This window comes from Myroides sp. DF42-4-2 (assembly GCF_030326445.1).
Lineage (GTDB): Bacteria > Bacteroidota > Bacteroidia > Flavobacteriales > Flavobacteriaceae > Flavobacterium.
On sequence record NZ_JACAKI010000004.1, the window covers coordinates 151730 to 177732 of the forward strand.

At 38.8% G+C, this 26003-nt stretch carries 25 protein-coding genes; 4 read left to right on the forward strand and 21 right to left on the reverse strand.

Annotated features, from left to right (window positions below):
• Positions 1-12: 12 nt before the first annotated feature.
• Positions 13-1656 carry an OstA-like protein gene (locus HX062_RS05425; RefSeq protein WP_430530044.1) on the reverse strand — a complete coding sequence of 548 codons (1644 nt, stop codon included), beginning with the start codon at positions 1654-1656 and terminating at the stop codon, positions 13-15.
• A gap of 985 nt (positions 1657-2641) precedes the next feature.
• On the opposite strand from HX062_RS05425, the gene HX062_RS05430 reads away from it, so the two are divergent.
• A complete protein-coding gene (locus HX062_RS05430) occupies positions 2642-3952 on the forward strand; it encodes a T6SS phospholipase effector Tle1-like catalytic domain-containing protein (protein WP_182626418.1) in 1311 nt (436 codons plus the stop codon).
• 99 nt (positions 3953-4051) lie between these two features.
• On the opposite strand, the gene HX062_RS05435 is transcribed toward HX062_RS05430, so the two are convergent.
• From HX062_RS05435 to HX062_RS05485, 11 genes are all read right to left on the reverse strand, one after another.
• On the reverse strand, positions 4052-5323 hold the full coding sequence (locus HX062_RS05435; RefSeq protein ID WP_286466721.1) for an adenylosuccinate synthase: 1272 nt from the start codon (positions 5321-5323) through the stop codon (positions 4052-4054).
• A gap of 34 nt (positions 5324-5357) precedes the next feature.
• On the reverse strand, positions 5358-5816 hold the full coding sequence (locus HX062_RS05440; protein ID WP_182626420.1) for a Fur family transcriptional regulator: 459 nt from the start codon (positions 5814-5816) through the stop codon (positions 5358-5360).
• A 100-nt stretch (positions 5817-5916) separates the two neighbouring features.
• Complete coding sequence (locus HX062_RS05445) at positions 5917-8133, reverse strand: RelA/SpoT family protein (protein WP_182626547.1); 2217 nt, start codon at positions 8131-8133, stop codon at positions 5917-5919.
• Positions 8134-8311: 178 nt separating this feature from the next.
• Positions 8312-8944, reverse strand: coding sequence for a hypothetical protein (locus tag HX062_RS05450; protein ID WP_182626421.1), 633 nt, complete (start codon positions 8942-8944; stop codon positions 8312-8314).
• Between the two features lie 220 nt (positions 8945-9164).
• The gene (locus HX062_RS05455) at positions 9165-9962 is read right to left on the reverse strand and encodes a TrmH family RNA methyltransferase (protein ID WP_182626422.1); all 798 of its coding nucleotides are present in this window, start codon (positions 9960-9962) and stop codon (positions 9165-9167) included.
• A 3-nt stretch (positions 9963-9965) separates the two neighbouring features.
• Positions 9966-11285 (reverse strand): DUF58 domain-containing protein, encoded by a 1320-nt coding sequence (locus HX062_RS05460; RefSeq protein WP_182626548.1) that lies wholly within the window; start codon positions 11283-11285, stop codon positions 9966-9968.
• A 12-nt stretch (positions 11286-11297) separates the two neighbouring features.
• Positions 11298-12305 carry an AAA family ATPase gene (locus tag HX062_RS05465; protein ID WP_286466744.1) on the reverse strand — a complete coding sequence of 336 codons (1008 nt, stop codon included), beginning with the start codon at positions 12303-12305 and terminating at the stop codon, positions 11298-11300.
• A 96-nt stretch (positions 12306-12401) separates the two neighbouring features.
• Complete coding sequence (locus HX062_RS05470; protein ID WP_286466723.1) at positions 12402-13613, reverse strand: DUF4350 domain-containing protein; 1212 nt, start codon at positions 13611-13613, stop codon at positions 12402-12404.
• Complete coding sequence (locus tag HX062_RS05475) at positions 13610-14443, reverse strand: hypothetical protein (RefSeq protein WP_182626424.1); 834 nt, start codon at positions 14441-14443, stop codon at positions 13610-13612. The genes HX062_RS05470 and HX062_RS05475 overlap by 4 nt, the downstream gene beginning before the upstream one ends.
• Positions 14436-15386: a hypothetical protein gene (locus HX062_RS05480; protein WP_182626425.1), complete on the reverse strand. Its 951-nt coding sequence runs from the start codon at positions 15384-15386 to the stop codon at positions 14436-14438. The genes HX062_RS05475 and HX062_RS05480 overlap by 8 nt, the downstream gene beginning before the upstream one ends.
• Before the next feature lie 9 nt (positions 15387-15395).
• Positions 15396-16361, reverse strand: a complete 966-nt coding sequence (locus HX062_RS05485) for a stage II sporulation protein M (protein ID WP_182626426.1) — start codon at positions 16359-16361, stop codon at positions 15396-15398.
• A gap of 25 nt (positions 16362-16386) precedes the next feature.
• Between HX062_RS05485 and HX062_RS05490 the strand changes: the two genes are divergently transcribed.
• A complete protein-coding gene (locus HX062_RS05490) occupies positions 16387-17130 on the forward strand; it encodes an RDD family protein (protein ID WP_286466724.1) in 744 nt (247 codons plus the stop codon).
• An 11-nt stretch (positions 17131-17141) separates the two neighbouring features.
• Positions 17142-17774, forward strand: a complete 633-nt coding sequence (locus tag HX062_RS05495) for a trimeric intracellular cation channel family protein (protein WP_286466725.1) — start codon at positions 17142-17144, stop codon at positions 17772-17774.
• Between the two features lie 61 nt (positions 17775-17835).
• On the opposite strand, the gene HX062_RS05500 is transcribed toward HX062_RS05495, so the two are convergent.
• The 4 genes from HX062_RS05500 to HX062_RS05515 are packed head-to-tail and all read right to left on the reverse strand — an operon-like array spanning position 17836 to position 20247.
• The gene (locus HX062_RS05500; RefSeq protein WP_182626429.1) at positions 17836-18372 is read right to left on the reverse strand and encodes a mechanosensitive ion channel domain-containing protein; all 537 of its coding nucleotides are present in this window, start codon (positions 18370-18372) and stop codon (positions 17836-17838) included.
• A gap of 6 nt (positions 18373-18378) precedes the next feature.
• Positions 18379-18963 (reverse strand): Maf family nucleotide pyrophosphatase, encoded by a 585-nt coding sequence (locus tag HX062_RS05505; protein WP_286466727.1) that lies wholly within the window; start codon positions 18961-18963, stop codon positions 18379-18381.
• 10 nt (positions 18964-18973) lie between these two features.
• Positions 18974-19501: a KdsC family phosphatase gene (locus HX062_RS05510; protein ID WP_182626431.1), complete on the reverse strand. Its 528-nt coding sequence runs from the start codon at positions 19499-19501 to the stop codon at positions 18974-18976.
• Entirely contained in the window at positions 19501-20247 is a 747-nt protein-coding gene (locus HX062_RS05515) for a Rossmann-like and DUF2520 domain-containing protein (protein WP_182626432.1), read from the reverse strand. The genes HX062_RS05510 and HX062_RS05515 overlap by 1 nt, the downstream gene beginning before the upstream one ends.
• Before the next feature lie 56 nt (positions 20248-20303).
• On the opposite strand from HX062_RS05515, the gene HX062_RS05520 reads away from it, so the two are divergent.
• On the forward strand, positions 20304-20672 hold the full coding sequence (locus tag HX062_RS05520; protein WP_182626433.1) for a group III truncated hemoglobin: 369 nt from the start codon (positions 20304-20306) through the stop codon (positions 20670-20672).
• A 96-nt stretch (positions 20673-20768) separates the two neighbouring features.
• Here HX062_RS05520 and HX062_RS05525 read toward each other — a convergent pair whose 3' ends face one another.
• The 5 genes from HX062_RS05525 to HX062_RS05545 all read right to left on the reverse strand — a co-directional run bounded on the left by HX062_RS05525 (position 20769) and on the right by HX062_RS05545 (position 25807).
• On the reverse strand, positions 20769-21194 hold the full coding sequence (locus tag HX062_RS05525) for a DUF1456 family protein (RefSeq protein WP_182626434.1): 426 nt from the start codon (positions 21192-21194) through the stop codon (positions 20769-20771).
• Positions 21195-21204: 10 nt separating this feature from the next.
• Positions 21205-23190, reverse strand: coding sequence for an excinuclease ABC subunit UvrB (uvrB, locus tag HX062_RS05530; protein WP_182626435.1), 1986 nt, complete (start codon positions 23188-23190; stop codon positions 21205-21207).
• An 88-nt stretch (positions 23191-23278) separates the two neighbouring features.
• Entirely contained in the window at positions 23279-24496 is a 1218-nt protein-coding gene (locus tag HX062_RS05535) for an OmpA family protein (RefSeq protein ID WP_286466729.1), read from the reverse strand.
• 221 nt (positions 24497-24717) lie between these two features.
• Complete coding sequence (locus HX062_RS05540; RefSeq protein ID WP_182626437.1) at positions 24718-25002, reverse strand: DUF3817 domain-containing protein; 285 nt, start codon at positions 25000-25002, stop codon at positions 24718-24720.
• A gap of 439 nt (positions 25003-25441) precedes the next feature.
• The gene (locus tag HX062_RS05545) at positions 25442-25807 is read right to left on the reverse strand and encodes a hypothetical protein (RefSeq protein ID WP_182626438.1); all 366 of its coding nucleotides are present in this window, start codon (positions 25805-25807) and stop codon (positions 25442-25444) included.
• Positions 25808-26003: the final 196 nt, after the last annotated feature.

Sequence of the window (26003 nt, forward strand, 5' to 3'; positions counted from 1 at the left end):
GTTTATTCAACCTTATTTTTTCTCTAATTTGGTTTTAGGGGATGGTTGTTGTGGAGCTAATGTTTCTTTTTGAATCTCCATCGGCTCATTCGCATCCTTTTGTTTTTGCAATCGCTCTTCTTTCTGATCTATTTCATCTTGGACTTCTTCCTCGCTGAAAATATCGGCTAACGAATTGATTTTCTCCTCGCCTCTCCAAATAAAATCCTTGAGGAATCGAGCATTCTCGGGTAACATATGATCAGGGTAGAGCTGACTTTCAGGGGAGACAAATAGCGTAACACTGCTAATTTCATTTTCGCTAAAGCCCACGTTAATATGGCTGCATATGCCTTTGTCAATGCCGATAAATTCATTTTTTTCATTATAGGCATAGTAAATCATCTCTGCGTTTTTCACCAAGTCTAATTCACTGAGCTTATTGTCTACAAATTTGCCGTATAAGTTAACGCCTTTCACCTGGTTATAACCGGTGCCTAGGGTGTCTTTCTCAACGATAAACGCGTTGTTTAATACTTTGAGCGAATCCATTTGTTTGGTTTCTAGATTGCTCAAAAGATGCATCACTTCGCCCGTTACTTGACTATCGCCATTCCAAAGCACAGGACGCCCAATCATTTGAGTTAAGCCTACTTTTTCACTCCAATGGATGGAATCGGCTTTACCGCTCATGCTGTCGCGAAAAATGCGTGCATCGTGGTAACCGCGGATGATCCGATCTTTTTCTGGACCCGTTAGCACAATGCGCTTGGCGCTAAAGTAAACGGAATCTCCTTCTTCCGTCAACATGCTGACCAAGGCCTTTTTAGTGACATACATCGAGTCTTGTAGCTTGTATAACTCGGCATAATGCCCTGTGATTTTTGATTTGTTGATGGTGTCTGTGACGCGGACGTGATTGGTTGCCGAGGCAAACTCAATGCGCTTATCATAATAGATGGAATCTCCTTCAATCTTCCGCTGATCATACCATATATAGGAGTTCTTGACCATCTTGCCCAAGTCGTGCTTGACGTCGTAATACCCATTTTCAGTATAGATATAATCGCCTTCATTGGTAATGGTCGATGGACCAAATACATAGGCGTGCTCAGGAACTTCATAAAAGTCCAAATGGTTGGACTTGACAATGGTTCCTTGTGTTGTCGTAATGGTAACCGCCGTGAAAAATTGAAATTTCTTCTCCGTTAAAAAGTATTTTCCCGATTGACTTTTTAAGGTATTTCCCTTGTTGACAATCGTTCCAGGCGTATTGTAATAAATCAAATTCTCATTGCGATTAAAGCGCAACGTATCAGTTTCTAAAGTTGAATCTGGCGAACGCACGATAACATCTCCTTCTGCATACGCAAATCCATTGATGGCATTGTATTCGGCATATTTACTGTCCAAGAATAGGGTATCACCTTGATTCATCCTCACATCACCCAATAGTTTGATGTAGTTCTCTTTCTCAAAGTAATAAGCGGTATTACAGTTTAGAATAATTCCGTTGTGTTCTGCTGTAATATTTCCCCTTAACAACGTTGCATCGGGCAGCTCTGTTTGATTGCGATCCGACAAATCTGCATGATGAATAATAATCTTGTTTTTATCTTGACCATAACTAGAAAAGCCCATTAGCGTCAATAGGATAAAGAAATAGAATGTTCTCAAGTCTATATTTTTTTTCAAATTTACACAAAATATACGAAGTTATATTTGCCTTTAGAATAAATTATGGGTTATCCCTAATCCTTCGTTCTTCTCTGTGTCCGTTGAATATTCACTCCTCGTCTTACTAGGTATAAAACACCTGAGAATACCTTTGCTTAGCATTTTGGCTTTTCTTGTCTAACCTTTCTCCATTAAGGGGGGATTTTCTATCGTTTAAAAAATCGTCGAATATCACCTGCTTAGGTTGATTGCTTATTGTCGTTTTGGTTTTGTTTGAGCGATGTTCGCGTCACCTATGGTTTTACAAGGGGTTGCGGTGGTCTTGTCAAAGGGAGTTCGAAGCCTATCTAAAAATAGAGTAGGGGAAGGTGTGGGAGCATGGAGAAAGTTAGGGCGGAAGTGTGGATAGGCATCCAAAAATCAAGGAAAAAGCAGGGAGAAGTGTTTTTCGATCGTTCGTTGGTGGTTTGACTTTCTACAGTTCATACCCCAAAAAGTGGTATGAAATTTGTTGAATTTTCCGCAGTAAACGGATGATGATTAAAACGCAGAGAGCTAAATTCGAAGGGAGATTGTCCTTTTTCATGAGAGGGATCCGTTTACTTTTATTGGATTTAGCAAGGACTGAATGCTAAACGCATATTGAGGCTTTTCCTCAAAGAGCCTAAGGAGGCTAGCTTACTTACCTTAGGAAAGACTACATCAATTATTTTTTAACGAAAGAAATCCGCTGGCTAGTGTACGCATTCAGCCAAGGGTTCATACGGGTGCAAATGACTTCTTTAGACTGCAGCTAGGGTTGTTGGTTTGCATGACTTCTCTGGGTTTATTGCAATATAGGCTTAGTGGATTTCTAATGCAGCGCTTCGGTCTAGTATTTTGCGATCTGTAAGGCTTGGTTTGCTTCGCCTCAGGTGGAGGAGATTGGCTTTGTATAGGTGGTGAGGACCGCGCTGGGCCAAGCGCAACTTAAATTTTAACTATTATGAAAGACGAACAAGCAAAACAACGCGTTACAGGAAGTATTTTTTTTGATGGCACAGGGAATAACCGAACAAATTCACGACGTGATGCTACTAAATTTGGCAACTTCACTTCTATTAATTCACTTTTCGAAGCTTGCGTATTAGCCGATCGAATATATATTGAAGGCGTTGGAACACGCGATAATATGGATGATTCGAATTGGGCCAAAGCAACAGGGGCCAATCCAATTGGTTATACTGATTATTCGTATAGCGATAAACTGGAACGAGCATTGAACTTTTTAAAGGCCTTTCAAAAATTACACGAAGCCGATGATATTGATTTAGTGGTGTACGGTTTTAGTAGAGGGGCAACCTTAGCACGTGATTTTGCTAAAAGAGCCCTAGAATACCCCAATATTAGAATTCGTTTTCTAGGTATTTTTGATACGGTAGTATCCCTCATTTTTGACTCGCCAAAGATTCATTATACCACAGAAGAGCTAGCGAAAATTGACCAAATTCTACATTTGACCGCCATCAATGAGGCAAGATACTATTTTCCGCTGACCAGTATATTTGTCGAGCAAGACAATAGTGAGTTGGTCAATATCAAAAACAATGTAGCAACAGCTAATATAAAAGAAATTTTTGTTCCTGGTGCACATGCTGATGTTGGAGGTGGTTATACTGCTGGTGCTGAAAGACTCGTTCTCAACCTTAATAAGGCGAGTTCTGACAGCCTTTTAACGGATTGGCAACGCATGCAAAATACGGTGAAAGACCACTTTGAAAATGATGTTCAAAATTCAATCTGGAAATCATTGCTGGCGAGTAACGTGACTATCGAAGGCACGGAAGCAGCGGCTAATTTGCTGACGAGAAGGGATTCCGTATCTATTGATATGACACAGGTGTATTTTGAAGTGATGGCGTCCTATTCCAATACGTCGGCCAATCTGACAATTTTTGACTTTACGCCTAGTGAACTCTCTCCAAGTTTGGCCAAATTGAAAAGCGATTTGCTTACCTATATTCAGTCTGGCACTCCTAATCTCGGTCCTAATTACGACTATGAAAATCTCGCTTATTCTACACATATTTCATCCAATTACGGAAAAATTGAAAGTACAACGGATATCAATCTAACGCAGAATACCTTTGATTTGGACGCCTTAAAAGCGGAGATTGAACGTGTAAAAGCAGAACATCCTAATGAGAATTTCGACTCCTTTAATTTAGAGGTTATTGAGAATGCCTTTGGAATGAGTCTCATCAACGTCAATGCGCCCAATAATAAAGACTGGCATCGCAAGGTTATTTACGGGTAGTTACTCGTGTAAATCTGCAACTGGGCAAGTACATTGATTCGTTGTTTATATGCGTTGATGTGAAAAAAAAACCACTTCGAAAGAAGTGGTTTTTACTTTTTATTTTACGATTGTTTGTGTTCTATCAGGACCTACAGAAACAACTTTCACAGGTACTTCAAGGTAATTTTCAATGAATTGAATATACTCTTTTAGTTCCATTGGCAATTGATCGTAAGAGGTCATCCCTGTTAAATCAGCGTTCCAACCTTTGATTTCTTCATAGATTGGCTCTACGTTTTCAGGTTCAATATTGTATGGTAGATAGTCAATAACTTCCCCTTTGTACTTGTATTTTGTACATACTTTTAGATTTTGGAAACCAGATAAAACATCGGCTTTCATCATATAAAGCTCTGTTACTCCGTTTACTTCAACAGCATATTTTAATGCTACTAAATCTAACCAACCACATCGTCTAGCGCGTCCTGTTACAGAACCAAATTCTCTACCTACACTAGCCATTGTTGCACCAACTTCGTCGTGTAATTCAGTAGGGAATGGACCGCTACCTACACGAGTTGTATACGCTTTGAAAATTCCAAATACTTCTTTCACGCGGTTAGGGGCAATACCTAAACCAGTACATGCACCAGCAGCTGTTGTATTTGAAGATGTAACGAATGGATATGTTCCAAAATCAATGTCCAATAAAGAACCTTGAGCTCCTTCAGCAAGGATGGTTTTTCCTTGTTTTAAAGCGCTATTTAAGTATTCTTCACTGTCAATAAAAGTTAATTTGCGCAATTCTTTAACTGCTTGGAAGAATTCTTCTTCTAATTCAGCTAAGTTGTATTGCATATCCACATCGTGGAACTGAATCATCGATTCATGTTTGTCAGCTAATGCGCGGTATCTTTGTTCGAAATCCTCTAATTCAATATCACCAACACGAAGACCGTTTCTACCTGTTTTATCCATATAGGTAGGGCCAATTCCTTTTAAGGTCGATCCGATTTTTGCTTTGCCTTTTGCAGCTTCAGAAGCAGCATCAAGTAAACGGTGGGTCGGAAGAATTAAATGCGCTTTTCTAGAGATCAATAGTCGAGTGACAAAATCAATGTTAAATTGCTCTAAACCTTCAATCTCTTTCATGAAAACAACAGGATCAATAACCACACCGTTTCCGATGATGTTGATTGAGTCTTTGTGAAAAATACCTGAAGGGATTGTGCGAAGAACGTGTTTAATTCCGTCAAATTCTAAAGTGTGTCCTGCATTTGGTCCACCTTGAAAGCGTGCAATAATGTCGTATTTTGAAGTAAGGACATCCACGATTTTTCCCTTACCTTCATCACCCCACTGCAAGCCAAGTAGTAAATCTACTGCCATTCTTTTGTGTTGTTAAAGTTTTAAATTAGTTGTGTTAGGATTCAGATTCTTCTTCACTCGCTTTTCTATTTCCATAGAAATACAAGGAGTGGTTGTGAATCTCAATGTTAAAAATATCTTCTATTGTTTTTTTAATGGTTTGAATACGAGGATCGCAAAACTCAATCACTTCTCCGGTGTCCGTTAAAATGATGTGGTCGTGTTGCTTGTCGAAATAAGATTTCTCGTAATGTGCCTGGTTTTGTCCAAACTGATGTCTGCGAACTAATCCACACTCTAATAAAATTTCAATAGTATTGTACAGCGTAGCTCTACTAACACGATAGTTTTTATTTTTCATTTTGATATACAATGACTCGATATCAAAGTGCTCTTCACTATCGTAAATTTCTTGTAAAATAGCGTATCGCTCTGGTGTTTTTCGATGACCTCTCTCCTCTAAAAATTTAGTGAATACGTTTTTTACTATTTCTTGATTATTCTCGCTTCCCATAACTAAATACTAAAATGCAAATATAGTTGTATTTTCTCTTGTGAGAAAATTAATTAATTGATTATGTTTTATAAATTAAAGATACAACAATTGGTTGAATTTAATTGGTGTTTACTCTTGTCACTTTGTCAACGCCTTCGATTTTCTTAATATTGGCAATCATTTTTTTCAGAATATCATTATTTGGAACGATAACGGTAATGGAACCTTTGAATAGTCCTGCGTTTTCACTCAAGGCAATACTTCGGATGTTGACTGCTTTACTCTGCATAATGATTTTGGTGATTTCAGTGGTTAAACCGGCAGAATCCAATCCTGTAATATTGATGGTTGCTTCAAAATTGAAGGAAGTTGAAGAAGCGACCCAATGGGCTTGCAGGATGCGGTAGGCGTAGTTCGAACGCATACTAATGGCGTTTGGACAGTCTGTTTTATGTACTTTTATTCCTTCGTTAATCGTGACAAAACCAAAAACATCATCGCCTGGGATGGGATTACAACAAGTGGCTAGTTTGTAATCTAGCTTCTCTTTGTCCTTGCCAAATACCAGTAAATCCAATGCGTTCTTGTCTTCTGTTTCTTGATGTACAGGAACAGAAGGCGCGCGTTTGATGCTTTTCTTGAAAAAATTGAACAGCGTATTGTTGCGTTTTGCCGCGTACTCTTTGAGTTGGCTGTTATCAATTAATCCAGCACCTACGCGGTAAAACAAATCTTGACTCGTTTTTAGTTTGAAGTAGTTCACCATTTCGTTCACGGTGTTTTCGTCCAAATTGATTTTTAGGTGTTTGAGCTTGCGCTGCAATTGTTCTTTTCCTTCGTCTGCAATTTTCTTGGTGTTTTCGTTTAGTGAACTCTTAATCTTATTGCGGGCTCTACTCGTGGTGACATAGTCTAACCAGTTGACGTTCGGCTTTTTGTTTTCGGAGGTAATGATTTCGACTTGATCCCCACTAGACAAGATGTGGTTTAAAGGCACAAGGCGTCCATTTACGCGTGTTCCCCTTGTTTTTAAGCCTATTTCTGAGTGAATAGAAAAGGCAAAATCTAGGGCAGTCGCCCCTTTAGGAAGGGATTTAATCTCTCCTTTTGGGGTGAAGACATAAATTTCTTTAGCATATAGGCTCAGTTTGAAATCTTCAACGAAATCTACGGCATTTGTTTCCGCGTTTTCGAGGGCTTCTTTGAGTTGGTTTAACCAGAGGTCTAGGCTGTTTTCTTCTGTAACCCCTTGTTTGTATTTGTAATGTGCAGCATAGCCTTGTTCTGCAATTTCATCCATGCGTTCACTGCGGATTTGGATTTCAACCCAACGCCCTTTCGGGCCCATAACTGTAATGTGTAAGGCTTCGTATCCCGTCGATTTAGGGGATGAAATCCAGTCGCGCAAGCGGCTAGGGCTAGGGCGAAAGTGATCCGTTACAATAGAGTAAATCTTCCACGCAATAAATTTCTCTTCGTGTGGTGTGGATTTGTATATGATACGCAAGGCGAATTTGTCGTATACTTCATCAAAGGTTACGTTTTGCGCCTTCATTTTTCGGCGGATGGAATAGATCGACTTCGGACGGCCTTTCATGGAGTATTCGATGTGTTCTTCATCGAGGGATTCGCGCAAAATGTCAGAAACGGATTTAATATAAGCTTCTTGCTCTTCTTTGGTTTCTTTCATTTTGAGGACGATGTCCTGATACACCTCAGGTTCGGTGTATTTTAACCCCAAGTCTTCGAGTTTGGTTTTGATGTTAAACAAGCCTAAACGATGGGCGAGTGGAGCATAGATATACAGCGTTTCTGAGGCAATTTTTGCCTGCTTGTAATCCACCATACTCTCCATGGTTTGCATATTGTGCAAGCGATCAGCAATCTTGATGAGAATCACGCGAACATCGTCGTTTAAGGTCAACAACATTTTGCGGTAGTTCTCCGCTTGCATGGAAATATGAGAATCAGGCTCGAGCATTCCCATTTTGGTCAAGCCCTCCACAATTTTAGCTATTTTGGGGTTAAACCACTCTTCGATTTGCTCTACGGTGATCTCGGTGTCTTCCACAACATCGTGCATTAATGCCGCTGCTATGGAGGTAGCACCTAATCCAATTTCAGAAGCAACTATCTTGGCAACAGCAATCGGATGAAAGATATAGGCCTCTCCCGATTTTCTGCGTTGATCCTTATGTGCTTCAACGGCAACGTCAAATGCTTTTCTAATTAACTTTTTATCAGCATCGGATAAAGTTTGGTAACTGATTTTCAGTAACTCTTTATATTCTTTTGCTATTGCTTTATTTTCTAATTCAATCTCAGCTTCTGTCATACTACTATTAATCAAATAACATACTTTAAAAGTAAGAAAAAAACCGCGTATATGCAAGCGATTTGGGACAAGCCTACACCGGCTTAAAAAAGGCTTTTGGGGGACAAAAAGAGGAGTAAAACAAAAAAGGCGATTAGTTGTTGAACTAGTCGCCTTGCTATGTTTGCTTTATATTGTTCTAGAATACAAAGAAGACCCCTCCATTGATTTGTAGGTTACTTCCAGGTCCTCCGCTAAGGTTCTTTTTACCTAGTACTTCTAGGTTCAAACCAAAGCGATTAATCAACAAATCGCGATTGAATTGTCCCGTTTTGAATAAATTGGTGTCTGAAAGCCAAATATTAACCCCACCACCCAAGTTAAACATGGCTTTGTCGTCTTTGTTGAAATGAGTGTAACCCAATCCTGTTTGCACGTAGGGATCTACAATCGGAATATTAATCAATCCTCCTAAACTGTACACCATAGTTGCATCTACAGCAAGTACACTAAATTTGTCTTTGGCTAGTTTTCCATTAACCAAATCATCCGCTTTAACTTCGCTAGACAATAGCCCAAGTTTAAAGCTAATGTTTTTTCCTGCATAGTATTCAACAGAAAATTTAGGTAGAGAAGCGGCTTTCAATTCATCAAAATTAGCAACATCATCCCAATCGAAATTATTGTTTAACATACTCATTTGTACGTTTACTTTCCACGGGTAGTTGTAGTGTAGGCGTTGATCGTAATTATACTGTGCAAAAGCGACATTAGTAAAGGAAAGGAGTATAGTAAGGATGAATAATTTGAATAATGCGTTGCTTCTTTTCATATCACTGCTTAGTTAAGTTTTAAATGTTAAGGAAAATTTAATAAAAATCAAATATAATTAAAAAATACTTTCTACAAAGCGAGATTAACATTTTAATTCTTTTTACTAAAACGGCAATCTTGTTCTATTATTGCGGTGAAGAATGATAAATAGTTCACATCTATGACAATTTCTTATGCCAAAGTTTATTTTTTTGAGGCAATAAGTAGCTTTTCAACTGTTAGTTGAAATTGCGTTGTCGTTTTGCCTCAAACAACAAAATAGAGGCAGCAACAGATACATTCATCGAATCTATGGTTCCACTCATGGGAATAATGATGTTTTGAGTACTGCTTTCCCGCCAAGCTGCTGTTAGTCCTGTAGACTCTGTTCCCACGATAAAAGCGGTGGGCTGGGTATAGTCTTGGGTGTGGTAGCTGCATGAGTTTTGCAAAGTAGCAGCATAGGTATAAACGCCTTGTTGTTTCAAAAAGGCAATGACTTCCTCTGTTGTGCCTACGGCAATTTGGTTGGTAAACAGACAACCTACACTAGAACGAATGATATTGGGATTGTACAAATCCGTTTTGGGGTTGGCAATAATTACTGCATCGATATGTGCGGCATCGGCTGTTCTCAACATAGCGCCTATATTTCCGGGTTTTTCCGTTGCTTCAGCCACTAGGATAAGGGGGTTGTCCGGCAATTGTAGCTCGCTTAACGCATGGGTTTTTACACGGGCCAAGGCTATGACCCCCTCAGTAGAATCGCGGTAGGCTAATTTCTGGTAGATGTCTTTGGTAATCTCTATACAGGAAGTAGTCGATGCAACAAAAGGTGCTACCTGATCGAAAGGCAGAATGTCTGAACAGAATAAAACAGTCTCCAATTGATAGTTTCCAGCATGTGCCAATTCGATTTCGCGCACACCTTCAATGATAAAAAGCCCTTCTTTCTTTCGATTTCTCGACTTCTCTTGTAATTGTAAAATGGATTTTATCAGTGGATTTTGTGTGCTTTCTATTTTTTTTATGCTCATAGTTTAGAACCCTTTTGCTTTGATTTTTAAATACATATTAATCGTTTCAATGGATAAGTTTTGGGGAGTTGTCAGAATACTCTGTATACCGTATTTAGTCAATTCACTAACGATTAATCGCTTTTCAAAGTTAAATTTTTCCGCAATAATTTTGTCTATTATGTCGTCTGTATTTTTTACTTGTTTTTCTGTGAGGGCTCTAAGGTCTGTATTTTCAAAAAAGATAACGACTAAAACGTGGCTTTTCGCCAAGGCACGCAAATACGGAAGTTGTCTTTTTAGACTGGAAAGCGATTCAAAATTGGTGTAGAGCAAGAGCAAGCTCCTATGGGTAATGGTTTGTTTGACTGTGCTGTACAAGTACCCAAAATCACTCTCGCTAAAGTTTGTTTGCAAGTTGTATAAACTAGTGATAATTTGTTGTAAATGCGTCCTTTTATTGGAGGCAGCAACGGTATTTTCTACTTTTTTTGAAAAGCTCAACAGACCAATGCGATCGTTCTTTTTTAGCACTACATTGGAAATGGCTAAGCTTGAGTTGATGGCATAATCGAGGAGGGTCATGCCGTCAAAGGGCATTTGCATTAATCGTCCTTTGTCGATGATGGAGTACACCGTTTCTGTATTTTCATCGAGAAATTGGTTGACCATTAGCGCGTTTTGCTTGGCGGTAGCCTTCCAGTTGATGGTGCGTATATCATCGCCTGATACGTATTCCTTGATCTGTTCAAACTCTGTGGTATTGCCAATCTTTCTCAATTTTTTGAGTCCAAAGGCATATTTGTTTTTTGCAAAGGCAATCAAGTCGTATTTTCTCATCTGTATGAAAGATGGATAACAAGGAAGGGCTTGTCCTTGTGAAAAAACATAGCGCTTAGCAATGAGTTGCAACGGAGAGCTGATGTAGATATTTAAGCTTCCGAAGTGATATTCCCCTCGTTTTTTTGGCGTTAAGGTATAGTGCAATTTTTTTTCTTGCTTGGCTTGGAGATGCTCGTGAATGCTGAACTCCCGCTCTTGGAATTGAAAGGGAATTTCATCAATAATTTCACAAGACACCCGAAAAGGATAGTCGTTTCTAAGCTGTAGTTCCACTTTGTTTTCATCTCCATTCGACAGTTTTTCCGGTAAATATCGTTGAGCTGTGAATTTGTTTTTGCCCCAAAATACAGCGACGATATCAACGAAAAGCAGGATGAGTCCCACGCCCACAACGCCCCATGTTATTTGGTATAAAACGGGAAATACAAAGGAGAGGATAAACAGCACAATGACAATGCCGAATCCATAATATACGCGTTGGAGTAAGAAAAGGTGTTTCATCATAGCCTCTTATTATCTCGGAATATCGATTGTTTCTACAATTTGCTGAATAATGTCATGGGCGGTTACCCCTTCCATTTCGCGTTCTGGCGATACAATAACGCGATGGGTCAATACTGGATACGCGGCTTCTTTAATATCTTCAGGAGTTACAAAATCGCGATTATTGATGGCAGCATATCCCTTGGCCGCATTGAGTATGGCAATGGATGCACGGGGGGAAGCACCGAGGTATAACATCGGGTTCGTACGGGTATTGTGAACAATCTTAGCGATGTATTCCATTACTTTTTCTTCAACGACAATCTGCTTGACTAATTTTTGAAAACCAACTAGCTCTGCCGGGCTAATAACTTTTTGGATTTGTGCAGTTTTTACCTGGTCTACAAAGTCGTGTTCTTTTACTAAGATGTTAATTTCTTCTTCCAACGTAGGATACTCAACATCTATTTTAAATAAGAAACGGTCTAATTGAGCTTCCGGTAAGCGATAAGTTCCTTCTTGTTCAATAGGGTTTTGGGTTGCTATAACCAAAAAAGGCTGATCCATAGTAAACTGTAGGTTGTCAATGGTAATTTGACGCTCTTCCATTACTTCAAATAAAGCAGCTTGTGTCTTAGCTGGGGCGCGGTTAATCTCGTCAATCAGTACTAAATTGGCGAAAATTGGCCCTTTTTTGAAGTCGAAAGTAGAGGTTTGCATATTGAAAACTGAGGTTCCCAAAATATCAGACGGCATTAGATCCGGTGTGAACTGAATGCGACTATATGTTGTATCAATGGTTTGAGACAGTACTTTGGCTGTAAGGGTTTTAGCAACACCAGGTACTCCTTCAAGTAGCAGGTGGCCATTGGCCAATAGGGCAACTAGCATGCGGTCGATGGTTTTGTTTTGTCCGACAATGACTTTGCTGATCTCGTGTTTGATAGCGCTCACTTTCTCTGCTAAAGGACCTAGATCTAAGCGAGATTCAAAGGCGAGGTTGTCCATCTCCGTTTGAGGTATAGCTGGAGGTGTCATTTCATTTGTCGCTTCGGATGTCGATGCTGTTATCGGGCTGTTCTCGCCAGTTGGCGCGTGCTCAGGTGTATGTTCAGGTGTATGTTCCATAGTATTTTAGTCTAATATTTTTTCTGTTAATCGGTTTAATTGAACAAGATCGGCTTCAACAGCGGGTTGTCCTCCTCGTCTAAAATTAGTTACAAATTGAACAAAAGCGAGAATATCTTGTTTGTCTTTGTTGCTTTTTAAGTGAAAGTGCTCGACAAAGGTCTCATCTAAAACTGCTGTGTCCAAATAGTATTTTCGCCTAATTTTCTCGAGGGTGTAAATAATGCTTTTATCTATTAAATCACTGTAGTCTTTGGATTGAATATACAAGTTTGATACGGTTTTGGTAAACTGTACTGTTGTATTTTTCAGAGGTTTTATGATCGGAATAATGCGTTGTTTTCGCTTGGCGGTAAACAGTGTAAATACGATAAGGCCAAACAAAAAGAAGTACCAAGCCCATTTGAGTTCCCGATTGGCAAAGATAAAGCGCAAGAGGGATCGGCTTTCTACTGCCTTGTCCACTGAACTTCCATACATATAGGTTTTTTGCTCTGGTAAATAGGAGAATACCCCTTCTGCATAGAGGTGGTTATTGCTTCTCAACAGGTAGTAGTTCGTCAATATAATGGGGTCTAATCCGAGAATTAAGTGTCCTTTTTCCTCTCGGTATCTCACTAAATTAACTTGTTTTAGCGTGTCTCCTACGGTTTTGTATCCCAAGACATCCAGTTGGTTTTTTAGGCTATCTGCAAGCTCAAACCCTCTGGAAAAGGACTTAGCGCGAATACTGAATTTCTGCTTGCTTACCTGATTGTTGGTCAATTCCAAAACCGTACTGAATTCCTCTTTGTTCTCGATTGAGCTATACTCTTGTATGCGATGCAGGCCAAAAGCTTCTAAGAATGCATTATTGAAATCGCTCTGTAGGATTACGGCTGTATTCCCCGCTGCGATAAACTCCTTGAGGTAAGCCGCAGTATATTGATCTAAATCATAATTTTTGTCTTCGAGGACAATGAGGTTCACGGGTTGTAGGGTATCGTATTGTTTTTCATTGAGAAAATCATATACCGCTGTGGTGAAATGCCAAATAGAATCTTGTGCTAGCAATGTTTCTAGCTCTTGATCCAAGATGTATAAGCCATAGGGGTTTTTATCCCGATTGTCATAGGTCTCAATCCAACTCAACGGCTTTTTCTTTCCACTTTCGTAAATGAAAACACAGGTGACTAAAACCATTAGTGCAAGGCCAAACTTTTTTAAGGAGCTGTTCATGGTTTACTTGGTTTTAGTTTAGCATCAAACGATTTTTTCGCTTTGTAAAATTCCTCTTCGTTAATTTCGTATTCGCCATACCAAATTGTATTGTAGAGGTAGGAGAGATAGCTGAATTGGGATTTGTCGTGGCTGTCTTTGAGCTCGTACATATAGTCCGCATTGGTTTTCTCAGGTGCCCAAGTAATTTTTTCTTGTACTTGTAGGCGTTGTAACAACCAAAGGTAGTACAGTCGAATAGCCAAGCGGTATTGTTCTTGTTGTATAGCATCGGTGATGAGCTGTTCAAAATCGGTAGATTTAAAATCTTCTGTTGACAAATCTTCCACAGCACTAATGCCTTTGCTTTTCTTTTTAAATAGCCAATAGATATCTTTTTGGACAAATGCTCTACCGAGGTAGTACAGGATAAGTCCAAGCGCGACAAAACCGAGAACGCGCAAGAAAATTACGTAGTAATTATTGCTGAGTTCTTCTCCAATTTTAGCAGAGAAATTGCGGTTGATCCAATCGACAATCGCTTGTTTTATGCGCTCTAATACACCTACTTTTTTTTCAGTTTCCTCATAGGTAAACGCTTCTTTTCCTTTGTATTTCTGCTTGAATTTTTCTTCGAATTTCTTGGCATAGACGGTTCCGTCCGTATCGCGTAATAGATACAGGGCGTCGGATGCAACTTTGGTTGTGTCGCGTTCTGCCTGATGTACGTTTACTTCTTCTGTTTTCGGACAATCACTACAATCGTCTTCTGATTCTTGTGCTTGCAGTACAGGAGTATACAAGAAGAAGGAAATGAAGCAAAAGAAGGAAATAGAAAAGCGTTTATTCATTATTTGAACCAATACTGTCGATTTTACGTTTAGTGAAGAAGTTTTCTTCTTTTTCTCTTTCGCTATAAAAGATAATCCCCTGGTTAATAAACATGATGTTCTGTGCCAATGTTCCTAAAATAATGTACACAAAATAAAGGAGAACAATACCCCAAGTAACTGCAGAAGTCATGATTTGGCTGTCCGAAACTTGAGGGTCAAAGAACATACCTCCTCCTACGATAAGCAACTGTATAAGGAAGGAAGGAATAAAAGTAATTAGGGAAGTGATAATATAGAAAATGAAAGTATTTCCAATGATGGACCAAAAGTTGTTACGCACGTATTTGATGGCATTTCCGTATGCGGTAAAGAAGCCCACATTTCTCGTTAGGTATTCATAGAACGCAAGGGTTAGTACAGCATACACTGTCGGTAACATGAAGATCAAGATAGGAATTCCAACAAGTAAAAATACGAGGAGGACAGAAATGTAGAACATGATCATGACCAAAGGTAAAATAATAAAGGATGTCCCTAAGAAGAACACGATGATTTGTCCCAATTGATTTTTAATTTGTTTACCGATACTGTTTTGATCAACGGGTTGATCTGTTGCTGTAGCCAGATTTTTTAAGTAAAGGATAGGGTAGGAGTAGCAAATGATTCCCATGATAAGGGCTACAATGAATAAGCCACCTAGGGCAAGAAGTCCCATTCCCCAGTGTTCGGAGAATATTTCTGTAAAGATGCTCTCCGGAGTGGCTCCAGTATAGGCATTGGCAGATACGGCAGAAGTTACCCCAATATCGGCCAATAGATAAATAAAGATCAAGACCAAAAATAGTGGAATGCCACACAGCTTTAAAAAGTGTTTAAAATAGTTTTTTCCTTCTACTTTTAAGAAGGTAAATGTGTCACTAAGAAGCGCATTAAAGTCGCGTTTTTGAAATAGTATAAACATAGCAATTGATTATAATAGGTTTAGTTTTTTTACGAGGCGTTTAGGGTAGATGAAAAAATAATAAAAGATGAGGCCAAAAGTGCTCAAAATGATAAAATAATTTAATACATCGGGCATTTCTTTGGCGTATCGGGTGATAAATCCTTCTATAAACCCAGCTAGGACAGTGAATGGCACTGTGGCAATAAAAATGGTTAATGCATCTTTAAAACCTAGTTTAAGGGAGTTCATTCGCGAAAGTGTTTTTGGAAACAACATACTAGCCCCTAAGACGATGCCCGCAAAGGCTTCTACGACCATGGCAGTTATCTCAAGCGCTCCGTGCAGCCAAATGCCTCTTACGCTATCCATAAAGGCGTGTTCGTTGACGAAAAAATATTGAAAGGTACCCAGCATAACGCTGTTGTACAGCAAAAATAAGAGTGTTCCCAAACCAGCTGTGAGTCCAAATAAAAAGAAGCGCAACCCCACGTAGAGGTTATTAGCGGTGATTCCAATAAAACTACCCCAAGAACTCCCCGATTTATAAATAGCCATGGCATCTTCATTTTTGATGTTGTCCAGCGTTTGGTTAACATAGGAATCCCCCAATATGTTTCGCGTAAAAGACGGATCGTAATGCGTTGATATCACTCCGATTGCAACAAAAATAACAAAGGTGATTAGGGTGAAGTTTAACTTGCGTTTATGACGGTAAACCGCTAAGGGAACATCGACCAAAAAAAAGTGTTTGATCCTACTTTCTTCAATTCGTTTTGTTTTATATATTTTTTGGTAGGTTTGTATGGCCAAACTGTTTAAATATTGTGTAATTTTGCTCTTTGGATAAAAAGTTTTGGCATATGCTAAATCGTTCATGATTTGCATATACAATTCAGCAAGATAGTCTGGTTTTTGCGTTTCCGAAGAATACAGGGCCTTTTCGTAAGAAAGCCAAAGTTCTTTGTTTTTTTTAATAAACGCAACTTCTCTCATGAGGTACTTAGTTAAAAATATAATTATGGCTAAATTAACAATAAATACGACACAAAACATAGAAATAGATTTTAAAGCAGCAGCTGTTGGTGAGCGCATTTTGGCGTTTATCTTGGATATGATCTTTAAAATATTGTATCTTATTGTGTTCTATTATGTTAATTCCTTGTTTAAGCTATCTAGTTATTTTTCAGCAGATGTGTGGTCGGTAAATGCGTATTGGCTGGTGGTATCACTGCCTGTTGTATTTTATACTGTTTTTTTTGAAGTGATCATGCAAGGGGAAACGCCAGGAAAAAAGATTCTGGGAATTAGGGTAATTAAAATTGATGGATATCAAGCGACGGTAGTGGATTACTTTGTTCGCTGGATTCTTCGCGTATTAGATATTTTGGCTTCTAACGGTATTGTAGCTATTTTCAGCATTATTTTTACGCAAAATAGTCAGCGTTTAGGGGATATTTTGGCTGGTACTACTGTTGTTAGCACAAAAAATAGAATTCATATCGGTACGACTATTTTCCGCGAAGTGGAGGAGGAATACGTTCCTGTACTTCCGCAAGTCATCCGCTTATCGGATGCGGATATTGGAGTTGTACAAGAGATTTATCTGCGATATAAAGCAAGTAGAGATTTTTCATTAATTAAAGCTTTAGCCCGTAAGTTAGAATCAGAGCTGGAGATCGACAGCGCAACGTTGGAGTTGAGCAATCAACAGTTTGTCGAATTAGTCCTCAAGGATTACAGCCATTTTACGGGTAAAGAATAATCACGTTTTTCATGTTAAGTTTTTTTGAGATTTTAGATTTGCTCGGAACATTGGCCTTTGCTATTTCCGGAGCATTAGCGGGGCGCGAACGTAAACTAGATTTGTTCGGGATGATTATTTTGGCCTTTGCAACCGCTGTAGGGGGTGGAACTATACGCGATATGATGATTGGAATAACACCTGTTTTCTGGTTAACCGATTTGAATTATTTTTACGTGACCTTTTTAGGGGTATTTCTCGCCTTGCTTTTTTATAAGCGATTTGCGATTTTGCGCTATTCCTTGTTTTTATTTGATACCATTGGAATTGCCGTTTTTACGTTGATCGGAATTGCCAAGGGGATGTCAGTGGGCTTACATCCCGTTTTTTGTATTGCATTGGGAACGATTACAGCTTGTTTTGGTGGAGTAATCCGCGATATTTTAGCGAATCAGATTCCCATTATATTTAAAAAAGAAATTTATGCTACGGCCTGTATTTTTGGAGGTTGTATCTACTATGTGCTCGATCACTATCAGGTGAATGTCGAAGTGATTTACATTGCTACAGCGGGGAGTATTATTGCCCTGCGCTTGCTTGCAGTTCGCTATAAGTGGAGCTTGCCTTTTGCGCAGGAGGTATCGGATACTAACAGGGATGCCTAAGGAAAACCGTAAGTGACGACACTAAAAAAAAGCGAAAGAAAACAAATCTTTCGCTTTTTTTTTATTCTTGTAATTTACTATTTGTATGGGTTTCAAAGTGATCTGGACTAAGAATAACGATTCCCTTTTGCAAGAGTAAGCTATTGGGGTAGGAGATTTGTTCTCCGTCTTCGGTTACCAATAGGATGTAAAAGGCTTTGATATCGACGATTCTCGCTTCCGTAGGGAAGTCTTTATCCTGAATTCGAATGATATCGCCAATTCGAAAGGGAAAGGAAAAGAAAAGTAAAATACCAGCAGTAATATTACTCAATAGAGACCATTGGGCAAACATCGCAACGCCAATAACGGTGAAAACAGAAGTAAGCGTGAGCCAAATATTGTCTTTTTCAACGCCCCAAATCGTAAAGATAATCACGAATAACAACACGAATAACAGAATGTTAAACAGGCGAATGACCACGGCTTCTCGTCCTTCTTTCATGTCGGATTTCTTAGAAAACGAATGGATAATGCTGTTGATGATCTTCCTAGAAATAAGATAGAGCAAAATGGCAATGGCCGTAACTATGGCTTTTAATAAATATCCGTCGGGCATGATTTTTTATTTAATAAACTCGTATAATTCTTTCATTAATTCAGTTGTTGGCAAGCCAACAATATTGGTATAAGAACCATTGATTCGTTCTACTCCCACTAAGCCTATCCACTCCTGTATGCCGTATGCACCTGCTTTGTCATAGGGCTTGTAGTGATCGACATAATATTCGATTTGCGCTGTGGTTAAGCTTGCAAAGTAAACCGCTGTCACGGCGTGAAATAGCTGTTCTTTCTGGGTTGTTTTAAGGCAGATCGAGGTGATTACCTCATGCATTTTACCCGATAAGCCCTGAAGCATGGCGATAGCCTCCTCTCGGTCTTGGGGTTTGCCTAGCGACTGTCCTTCACTCCAAACGGTTGTATCACTAGTGATTAGTATTTCTTTATCACTCAAGAGCGCTAAAGAAGAAGCCTTTAATCGAGCGATGAAATCGGTGATTTGCTCTCTTTGTAGTTCTGGGGGATAAATCTCGTCTACGTCAGAAGCACGCACAACAAAGGTCAGACCTAAATCGGTGAGGAATTGTTTGCGTCTGGGTGAATTGGACCCCAAAACGATGTCGTAGTTCTTTACTAGTTGATCGAACATAGGTCAGGGGTTAATCGTATTTAGCGTCAAAGTGTTGGAACCACTTTTGTTGGGTTTTCATCACTTGTTCAATAACTTCTCTAACCGCTCCTTCACCGCCGTTTTTATGCGAAATATATCTTGAGATACGCTTAATTTCGGGTGAAGCATCTTGTGGTGCTGTAGGTAGTGCTACCTGTTGCATCACGTGATAATCGGGAATATCATCGCCCATGTAGAGAATTTCTTCTGCTTGTAAGTGGTGATCGGCGCAGTATTTTTTGAAAATTTCTACTTTATTCGACACGCCTAAGTAAATGTCTTTCACCCCAAGGTTGTGCAAGCGCGTTTTTACCCCTTCATTGCTTCCTCCTGAGATAATACATACGCGATATCCGTTTTCTAAAGCGGCTTTGATAGCGTATCCATCTTTGATATTCATTATTCTCAATAAATCTCCAGTATTGGTAACGTGAACCTTACCGTCTGTTAAAACGCCATCTACATCAAAAATGAAGGTAGTGATGTCGTTCATGATTTCTTTAAAGTGTTTAGACATTATCTATTTTGTATTGATTTTGTGATAAGTTGATAAATCTCTTTTTTAGTTGGATCAGTAAGAAGCTCCAAGTGCTGCTTGATCGTGTTCTGGTCGCCCCTTGATGCTGGGCCTGTTTGTGCCTCTACAGGTGATAATTCCATGATCTTATTTGCCGTTTCTGCAATCAACGGTTTGAGAATCTCAAAGGGAACTTGGTGCTCTTTACAGACTTCTTCGCCTAATGTGAACATGTGATTGGCAAAGTTGTTGACAAATACCGCGGCTAAGTGAATGGCTTTTCGCTGCTTTGAGGATATTTTATAGACGCGCTCTGAAAAACACACCGCTATTTGTTCTAACATTTGAAAGTCTTTGGCGTGGTTTGCTTCGATACAAAAGGGAATAGCGCTAAAGTCGACGTCTTTTTCTTTGGTAAAAGACTGTAGCATATACATCACTCCTTTTCGCTCTTGGCTAATGGCTGACATGGGAATTGTGCCTGAAGTGTGTACAACAAATTGATCCGCTAAGTGTATGTGCTTGGATACCTCTTCAATGGCAATATCACTCACGGCAATGATAAAAATATCAGCTGGTTGCAATTGATCGATTGAATGTACAACACTACTTTCGGGAACCATATCAGGTACCGAATTCGTATTTCTTGCGTATATTTGTTGTAATTGTAACTGATCACTATCTAATATGTTTGCAATTAGATGGTGGGCCACTTTTCCAGATCCTAAAATAGTTAGTGTAAGCATAAGGTAAAGATAAAGATTTAATAGGAAAGCGGGGAGATTTTAAAAGAAATAATTGTATGCAAAAAGATATAGAAAACCTTAAAGATATTCAGCTGTTGGTCAATACATTTTACGGTAGAGTGCAGCAAGATGACTTAATTGGGCCCATATTTAACGAGCGCTTGGAAGGGAAGTGGGACTACCATTTAGAAAAGATGTACGCCTTTTGGCAAACGGTATTACTAGAAGAGCACACCTATTCAGGGCGACCTTTTCCGCCTCACGCTAAACTGCCTGTCCACAGCGAACACTTCGAACGGTGGAAGCAAATTTTTAATGCAACCGTAGATGAGTTGTTCGAAGGCAAAATTGCTGAGGAAGCCAAGTGGCGTGCTGAACGCATGGCTGCCATGTTTTTGAGCAAAATAGAGTATTTTAGGAGTTAGTGGAGGTTATGAGTTTACAGTTAACGGTTAACTAGCTGTCAACCGTAAACTAAAATAAAAACAGCGATGGTTTGCAATTGCAAACCATCGCTGTTTTTATTTTTTCTTTCCGTTGTTAAACTTTATGTTTCCCAGTGGGTTTTTAGGTTTATCTGATTTAGTAAACGGTTTCTTACCTCCTGAAGTGCCTGCTCCTTTGGGTTTGTTGCTCGTCGTTTTTTGTGCTGTAGGACGATCGGTCTTTACCTTCTTAACAATATTCTCTTTGTTTTGTTGTAAAACTTCCATCGGATTTTTAGGTTCTTCTTTTGTTCCTCTAAGGTAAATCACCAATCCATTCAAGAAGTTTCTCAGAATTTGATCCCCACATTCCATGTATTTTGGATGATCTTCATTTCTAAAGAAGTTTCCTAATTCTCCTTTAGACACTCTAAAGTCTACCAATTCTAGAATTTCAACTATTTGCTCATCTCTAAGTTGTAGGGCAACTCTAAGCTTTTTTAAAATATCGTTATTTGTCATTTGTAAGTACTTATATTTTATCTTTTAATACTTTAATTTCATCTCTTAATTGGGCGGCTAACATGAAGTTTAAATCCATAGCTGCTTTTTCCATTTCTTTGCGCTTACTGTTGATTAGCTTTTGAATTTCTTCTTTCGAATGGTATTTCACCTGTTCTTCAGCTACTTTTTTCACCTGTTCACCTAGCAGTTCGTCATAAGAAGGTTTTACTAACTCATTGCTAATTTTTTTAGTAAGTCCCTTTGGTGTGATGTTGTGTTGGGTGTTGTACAGGATTTGTTTACTGCGTCTATATTCTGTTTCGTCTATGGTTTTTTGCATACTTGCGGTAATCTTATCTCCATACATAATGGCCTTTCCATTGACGTTTCTAGCGGCTCTACCCACAGTTTGAGTGAGTGAGCGATGGCTGCGCAGAAATCCTTCCTTATCGGCGTCTAAAATAGCTACAAGGGATACTTCGGGTAAGTCTAGTCCTTCGCGTAGTAGGTTGACTCCAATAAGTACATCAAAGAGACCTTTTCTCAGGTCTTGCATGATTTCTACACGTTCGATGGTATCGATGTCAGAGTGTACATAGCGACAGCGAATGCCCATTTTGGTAAAGTACTTCGCAAGTTCTTCGGCCATGCGCTTGGTTAAGGTGGTGACCAATATGCGTTCATCGACGTCTACGCGTTGTTGAATTTCTTCAATTAAATCATCAATCTGATTTTCCGTAGGGCGCACTTCGATAATGGGGTCTAGTAAACCTGTGGGGCGTATGAGCTGTTCAACGATAATCCCTTCGCTTTTTTGTAGCTCATAGTCTGCAGGTGTTGCAGAAACATAGATGACCTGATTTTGCATGCTTTCGAATTCTTCGAATTTCAATGGCCTATTGTCTAGTGCAGCGGGCAATCGAAAGCCATATTCAACGAGGTTTTCTTTTCTAGAACGGTCACCGCCATACATGGCGTGTACTTGAGAAATGGTGACGTGACTCTCGTCGACTACCATGAGGTAATCGTCAGGAAAGTAATCCAATAAACAGAAGGGGCGGGTGCCAGGAGCTCTACCGTCTAAGTAACGGGAGTAGTTTTCAATACCCGAACAATAGCCCAATTCTTTCATCATTTCCAAGTCGAAATTTGTTCTTTCCTCTAATCGTTTGGCTTCGAGGTGTTTTCCTATTTCTTTGAAGTAGGAAATTTGTTTTTCTAAATCTTGTTGTATTTCCCAAATGGCGTTGTTTAGCACATCAGGGGAGGTCACAAACATATTAGCTGGGTAAATATTTAAGCGGGTAAATTTTTCAATTACCTGTGCTGTTGTGGCGTCAAATACTTCAATGGCTTCAATTTCATCGCCAAAGAAGTGGATGCGATAGGGGTGATCGGCATAGCTGGGAAACACTTCGATCGTGTCTCCTTTTATTCTGAAATAACCCGGTAGAAAGTCGGCTTCTGTTCGCGCGTACAAGCTTTGTACAAGGCGGTGTAAGAGTTGGGTTCGACTAATTTCTTGGTCTAGTTCGATTGAGATAACGTTTTTCTGGAATTCTACGGGGTTTCCAATACCGTATAAGCAGGAAACAGAGGCAACGACTAATACATCACGTCTGCCTGAGAGCAGGGTAGAAGTGGTGCTTAAACGCAGCTTTTCCAGTTCGTCATTAATCGATAAATCTTTTTCAATGTATTGACCCGTAACGGGGATAAAAGCTTCCGGCTGATAGTAGTCGTAATAAGAGACGAAATACTCGACGGCATTGTCAGGAAAGAAGCTTTTAAATTCCGAATACAATTGAGCAGCCAGCGTTTTGTTGTGTGCCAAAACAAGGGTAGGTCGTTGTACTTCTTTAATGACATTGGCAACACTAAAGGTTTTACCCGATCCTGTAACACCAACGAGCGTTTGATACTTCTGATCATCTAATATGCCACGAGTCAATTGAGCAATTGCCTCTGGTTGATCACCGGTGGGACTATAATCAGATTTTAAATCAAATTTCATAACTACTTATTTGAATGCAAAGGTACACATTTAAACAAAAAAAGCACAAGCTTTAGGCTTGTGCTTTCTATTATAAAGTAAGAGCTAATTAGTTTACTTTGAAGATTACTCTTCTAGCAACGTTTTTAGCTTGAGTACCATCGATACCGTTTCCTTTAGCTGTAACTTTTCCAGCAGGAACTCCAGCTTTAACCAATAGATCTCTTACAGCGTTTGCACGTCTTGTAGACAATTTTTGGTTGTAGTCTTTGTTTCCTGTTGAATCAGCATATCCGCTAACTTCTAAAGAAGCAGAAGGATTGTTTTTCATATAAGAAATGATGAAGTTGATACCTTCTAAAGAAGTAGGTTGAACTTTATCAAAATCAAAATTAACAGCTACGTAACCTTTGTTGATTAATTCTTTAACCATTGCAGCGTCATCAGCGTTCATGCTCGTAGTATTTCCGTATTTTTCTTGGAAATAAGCTTCGATATTGTCTGCGATACCGTTGTTGTTTTTGTCGATATTTCTACCTCTAGAATCAACTAAAGCACCAGCTGGTGTGTTTGGTTCTAAATCTAAGTAGTCTGCTACACCATCGTTATCTGTGTCAACTAACATTGCTTCGATATTATCGATTCTGTTAGTTAAAGCGTTGATTTCGTTTTTAGTTTGAGACTCTTCAGCATACCAATCAGCGTGTTGAGCGTGTTTACCTAAATAGATAGATACCCCAACTGTAGCGTTGAACATTGTTCCTTGGAATACAGAGCGGTTTGATGCGTTAACACCGTCCCAGTTTCTATCTTGTTGTGTATTTTGAATAACTGTAAAGTCAGCGTTTAAAGCTACTCTAGAGTGAAGCTTCACTTGACCTGTCAAACCAGCCATTAAATGACCCATTTTGTCAGAACCTGAGAAGTTATCCCCGTTTAACCAAGAATATCCCCCACCCGCGTGAGCTTGTAAACCAAAAGTTTTAGTCCAGTTTTCGAAGTTTAAAACTCTACCTAAGTTAATAACTCCTTCTAAACTTGCTCTATAGTAATCAGATTGAGCGTTTAAGTTGCTGTTTGTCCAGTTGTCAATTTTATCATAACCAAATGAACCTTTAACACCAATTTTATTGTTGATGCTATATCTAACACCACCATCTAAATGTAAGTTTTTGAAAGTCTCAGCAGTGTACCCTGGACTTAATGTTCTTGCTGGTTTTGCAAAACCTGCATTCAAATCAACTGACCACTTATTATATGGCTTGTCTTGAGCATTAGCACAAATACCTACTGTAAGTGCTAATAAAGATAATGTGATTTTTTTCATAATTTAATTTTTACTTTCACTTGTCAGCTATCGTAATAGCTATTATTGTTTCGTTTACGAGGCAAATATACTATAAAGTTTTTAAATACACATTTTTTATAAAAAAAATACAATGTTTTTAAAAATCCTTAGTTTGTTTGATATTCAATATAAACTAGTTTTTATTGCGGAATTGTTGTAATTCGCCTCTTAATTTGAAAATTATTTATGTTTGAGTCGATTTATTGATTGAATTCTCTTTTAATCTTTTTCTCTATAATGAAGGTTCCGAATGGGATTACTGAAGCAAAACATACAAAAAAGAGTGTTTTGTTTGACCATTTTAACTCATTTTTGATTAAAAATGCGAAAACAATATAAGCAATGAATAAGATCCCGTGTGCCATACCAACTTTTTGCACCATATAGGGGCTGTCCCAAATGTATTTTAAAGGCATTGCAATGAATAATAATAGAAGTAAAGAAACCCCTTCTAAGAATGCTGTAATCCTAAATAGATTAACCATAGTATATAGTGTTAAATTTATGGGTGCTAAAATAGGGCTAATGCCGATTAATTCAAATATTTAGCTGGCGATTAATGCTAAATATTTCATAAAAAACGGGGGTTCTTTTTACAGTTGTAGGAGTTCTTCTTTAAGTTTCCTAGGAGATGAGTCCATAGTGAGTCCATGGTGCGTCCATGGTGAGTCTATTTAAAGTTGCTGTATTAATGGACGCATGATGGACTCACCATGCACGCCTATTGGTCGGAATAGGACGTAAACCTAAAGGAAACAGGAACAAACTCTAGTGATCGAATAGGGCAAAACTACGAGCTGCCTAAAGAAACAGCCTAAAAAAAATAGCCTTGTAAGAGGGCGTAGGCTTTGGCCTGTTGCATAAAAAAACCCCACCGATCGGTGGGGTTTAACTTTGTAAAGCTGTTTAGACAGCCTCTATCCGTTAGGCTAATAGTTTAGCATTATATTCTTTTAAATCAGCAAGATTGTGCTTATTCGTTGGATCTTTGAAAAGCGACAATAAGTATTGTAAGCTTTCAATGTCATTTTGAGCGACAACGGCTTCGTTTTCTACAACGTCTTCCTCGTCTATCGGCTCGTCATTTGGAATAGCAATGAAAAAACCATTATTGTTTTCAATGTGCTCGTACGTAAGTCTAATTGATTTGACTAGGGTAGGTACTTCTTCTAGTAGAGCATATTCTCTTAATTTCTTAAGGTTTGGAACGATTTGATCCACCACAAGACCATTTGTAACTAAATCAGATTGTATTAACTTAATTAGTTTAATTGCATTTGCGTTTTCCACAGTATTAAATTTTGGGTATTATTAATTGTAGGACAAAAATAAGCTTTTTAATAGTTTAGCAAATAAAAAAGTTAATTTTATTTTATTCTGATTGTGGTTTTTTGCGTATTCCGCTATTGTTTAGGTGGTTTGCGATTCACGTATTGTCCTTTTTACTGTTGATTTTCCTCTATTGTGTGACGATCAAAGAAATGTT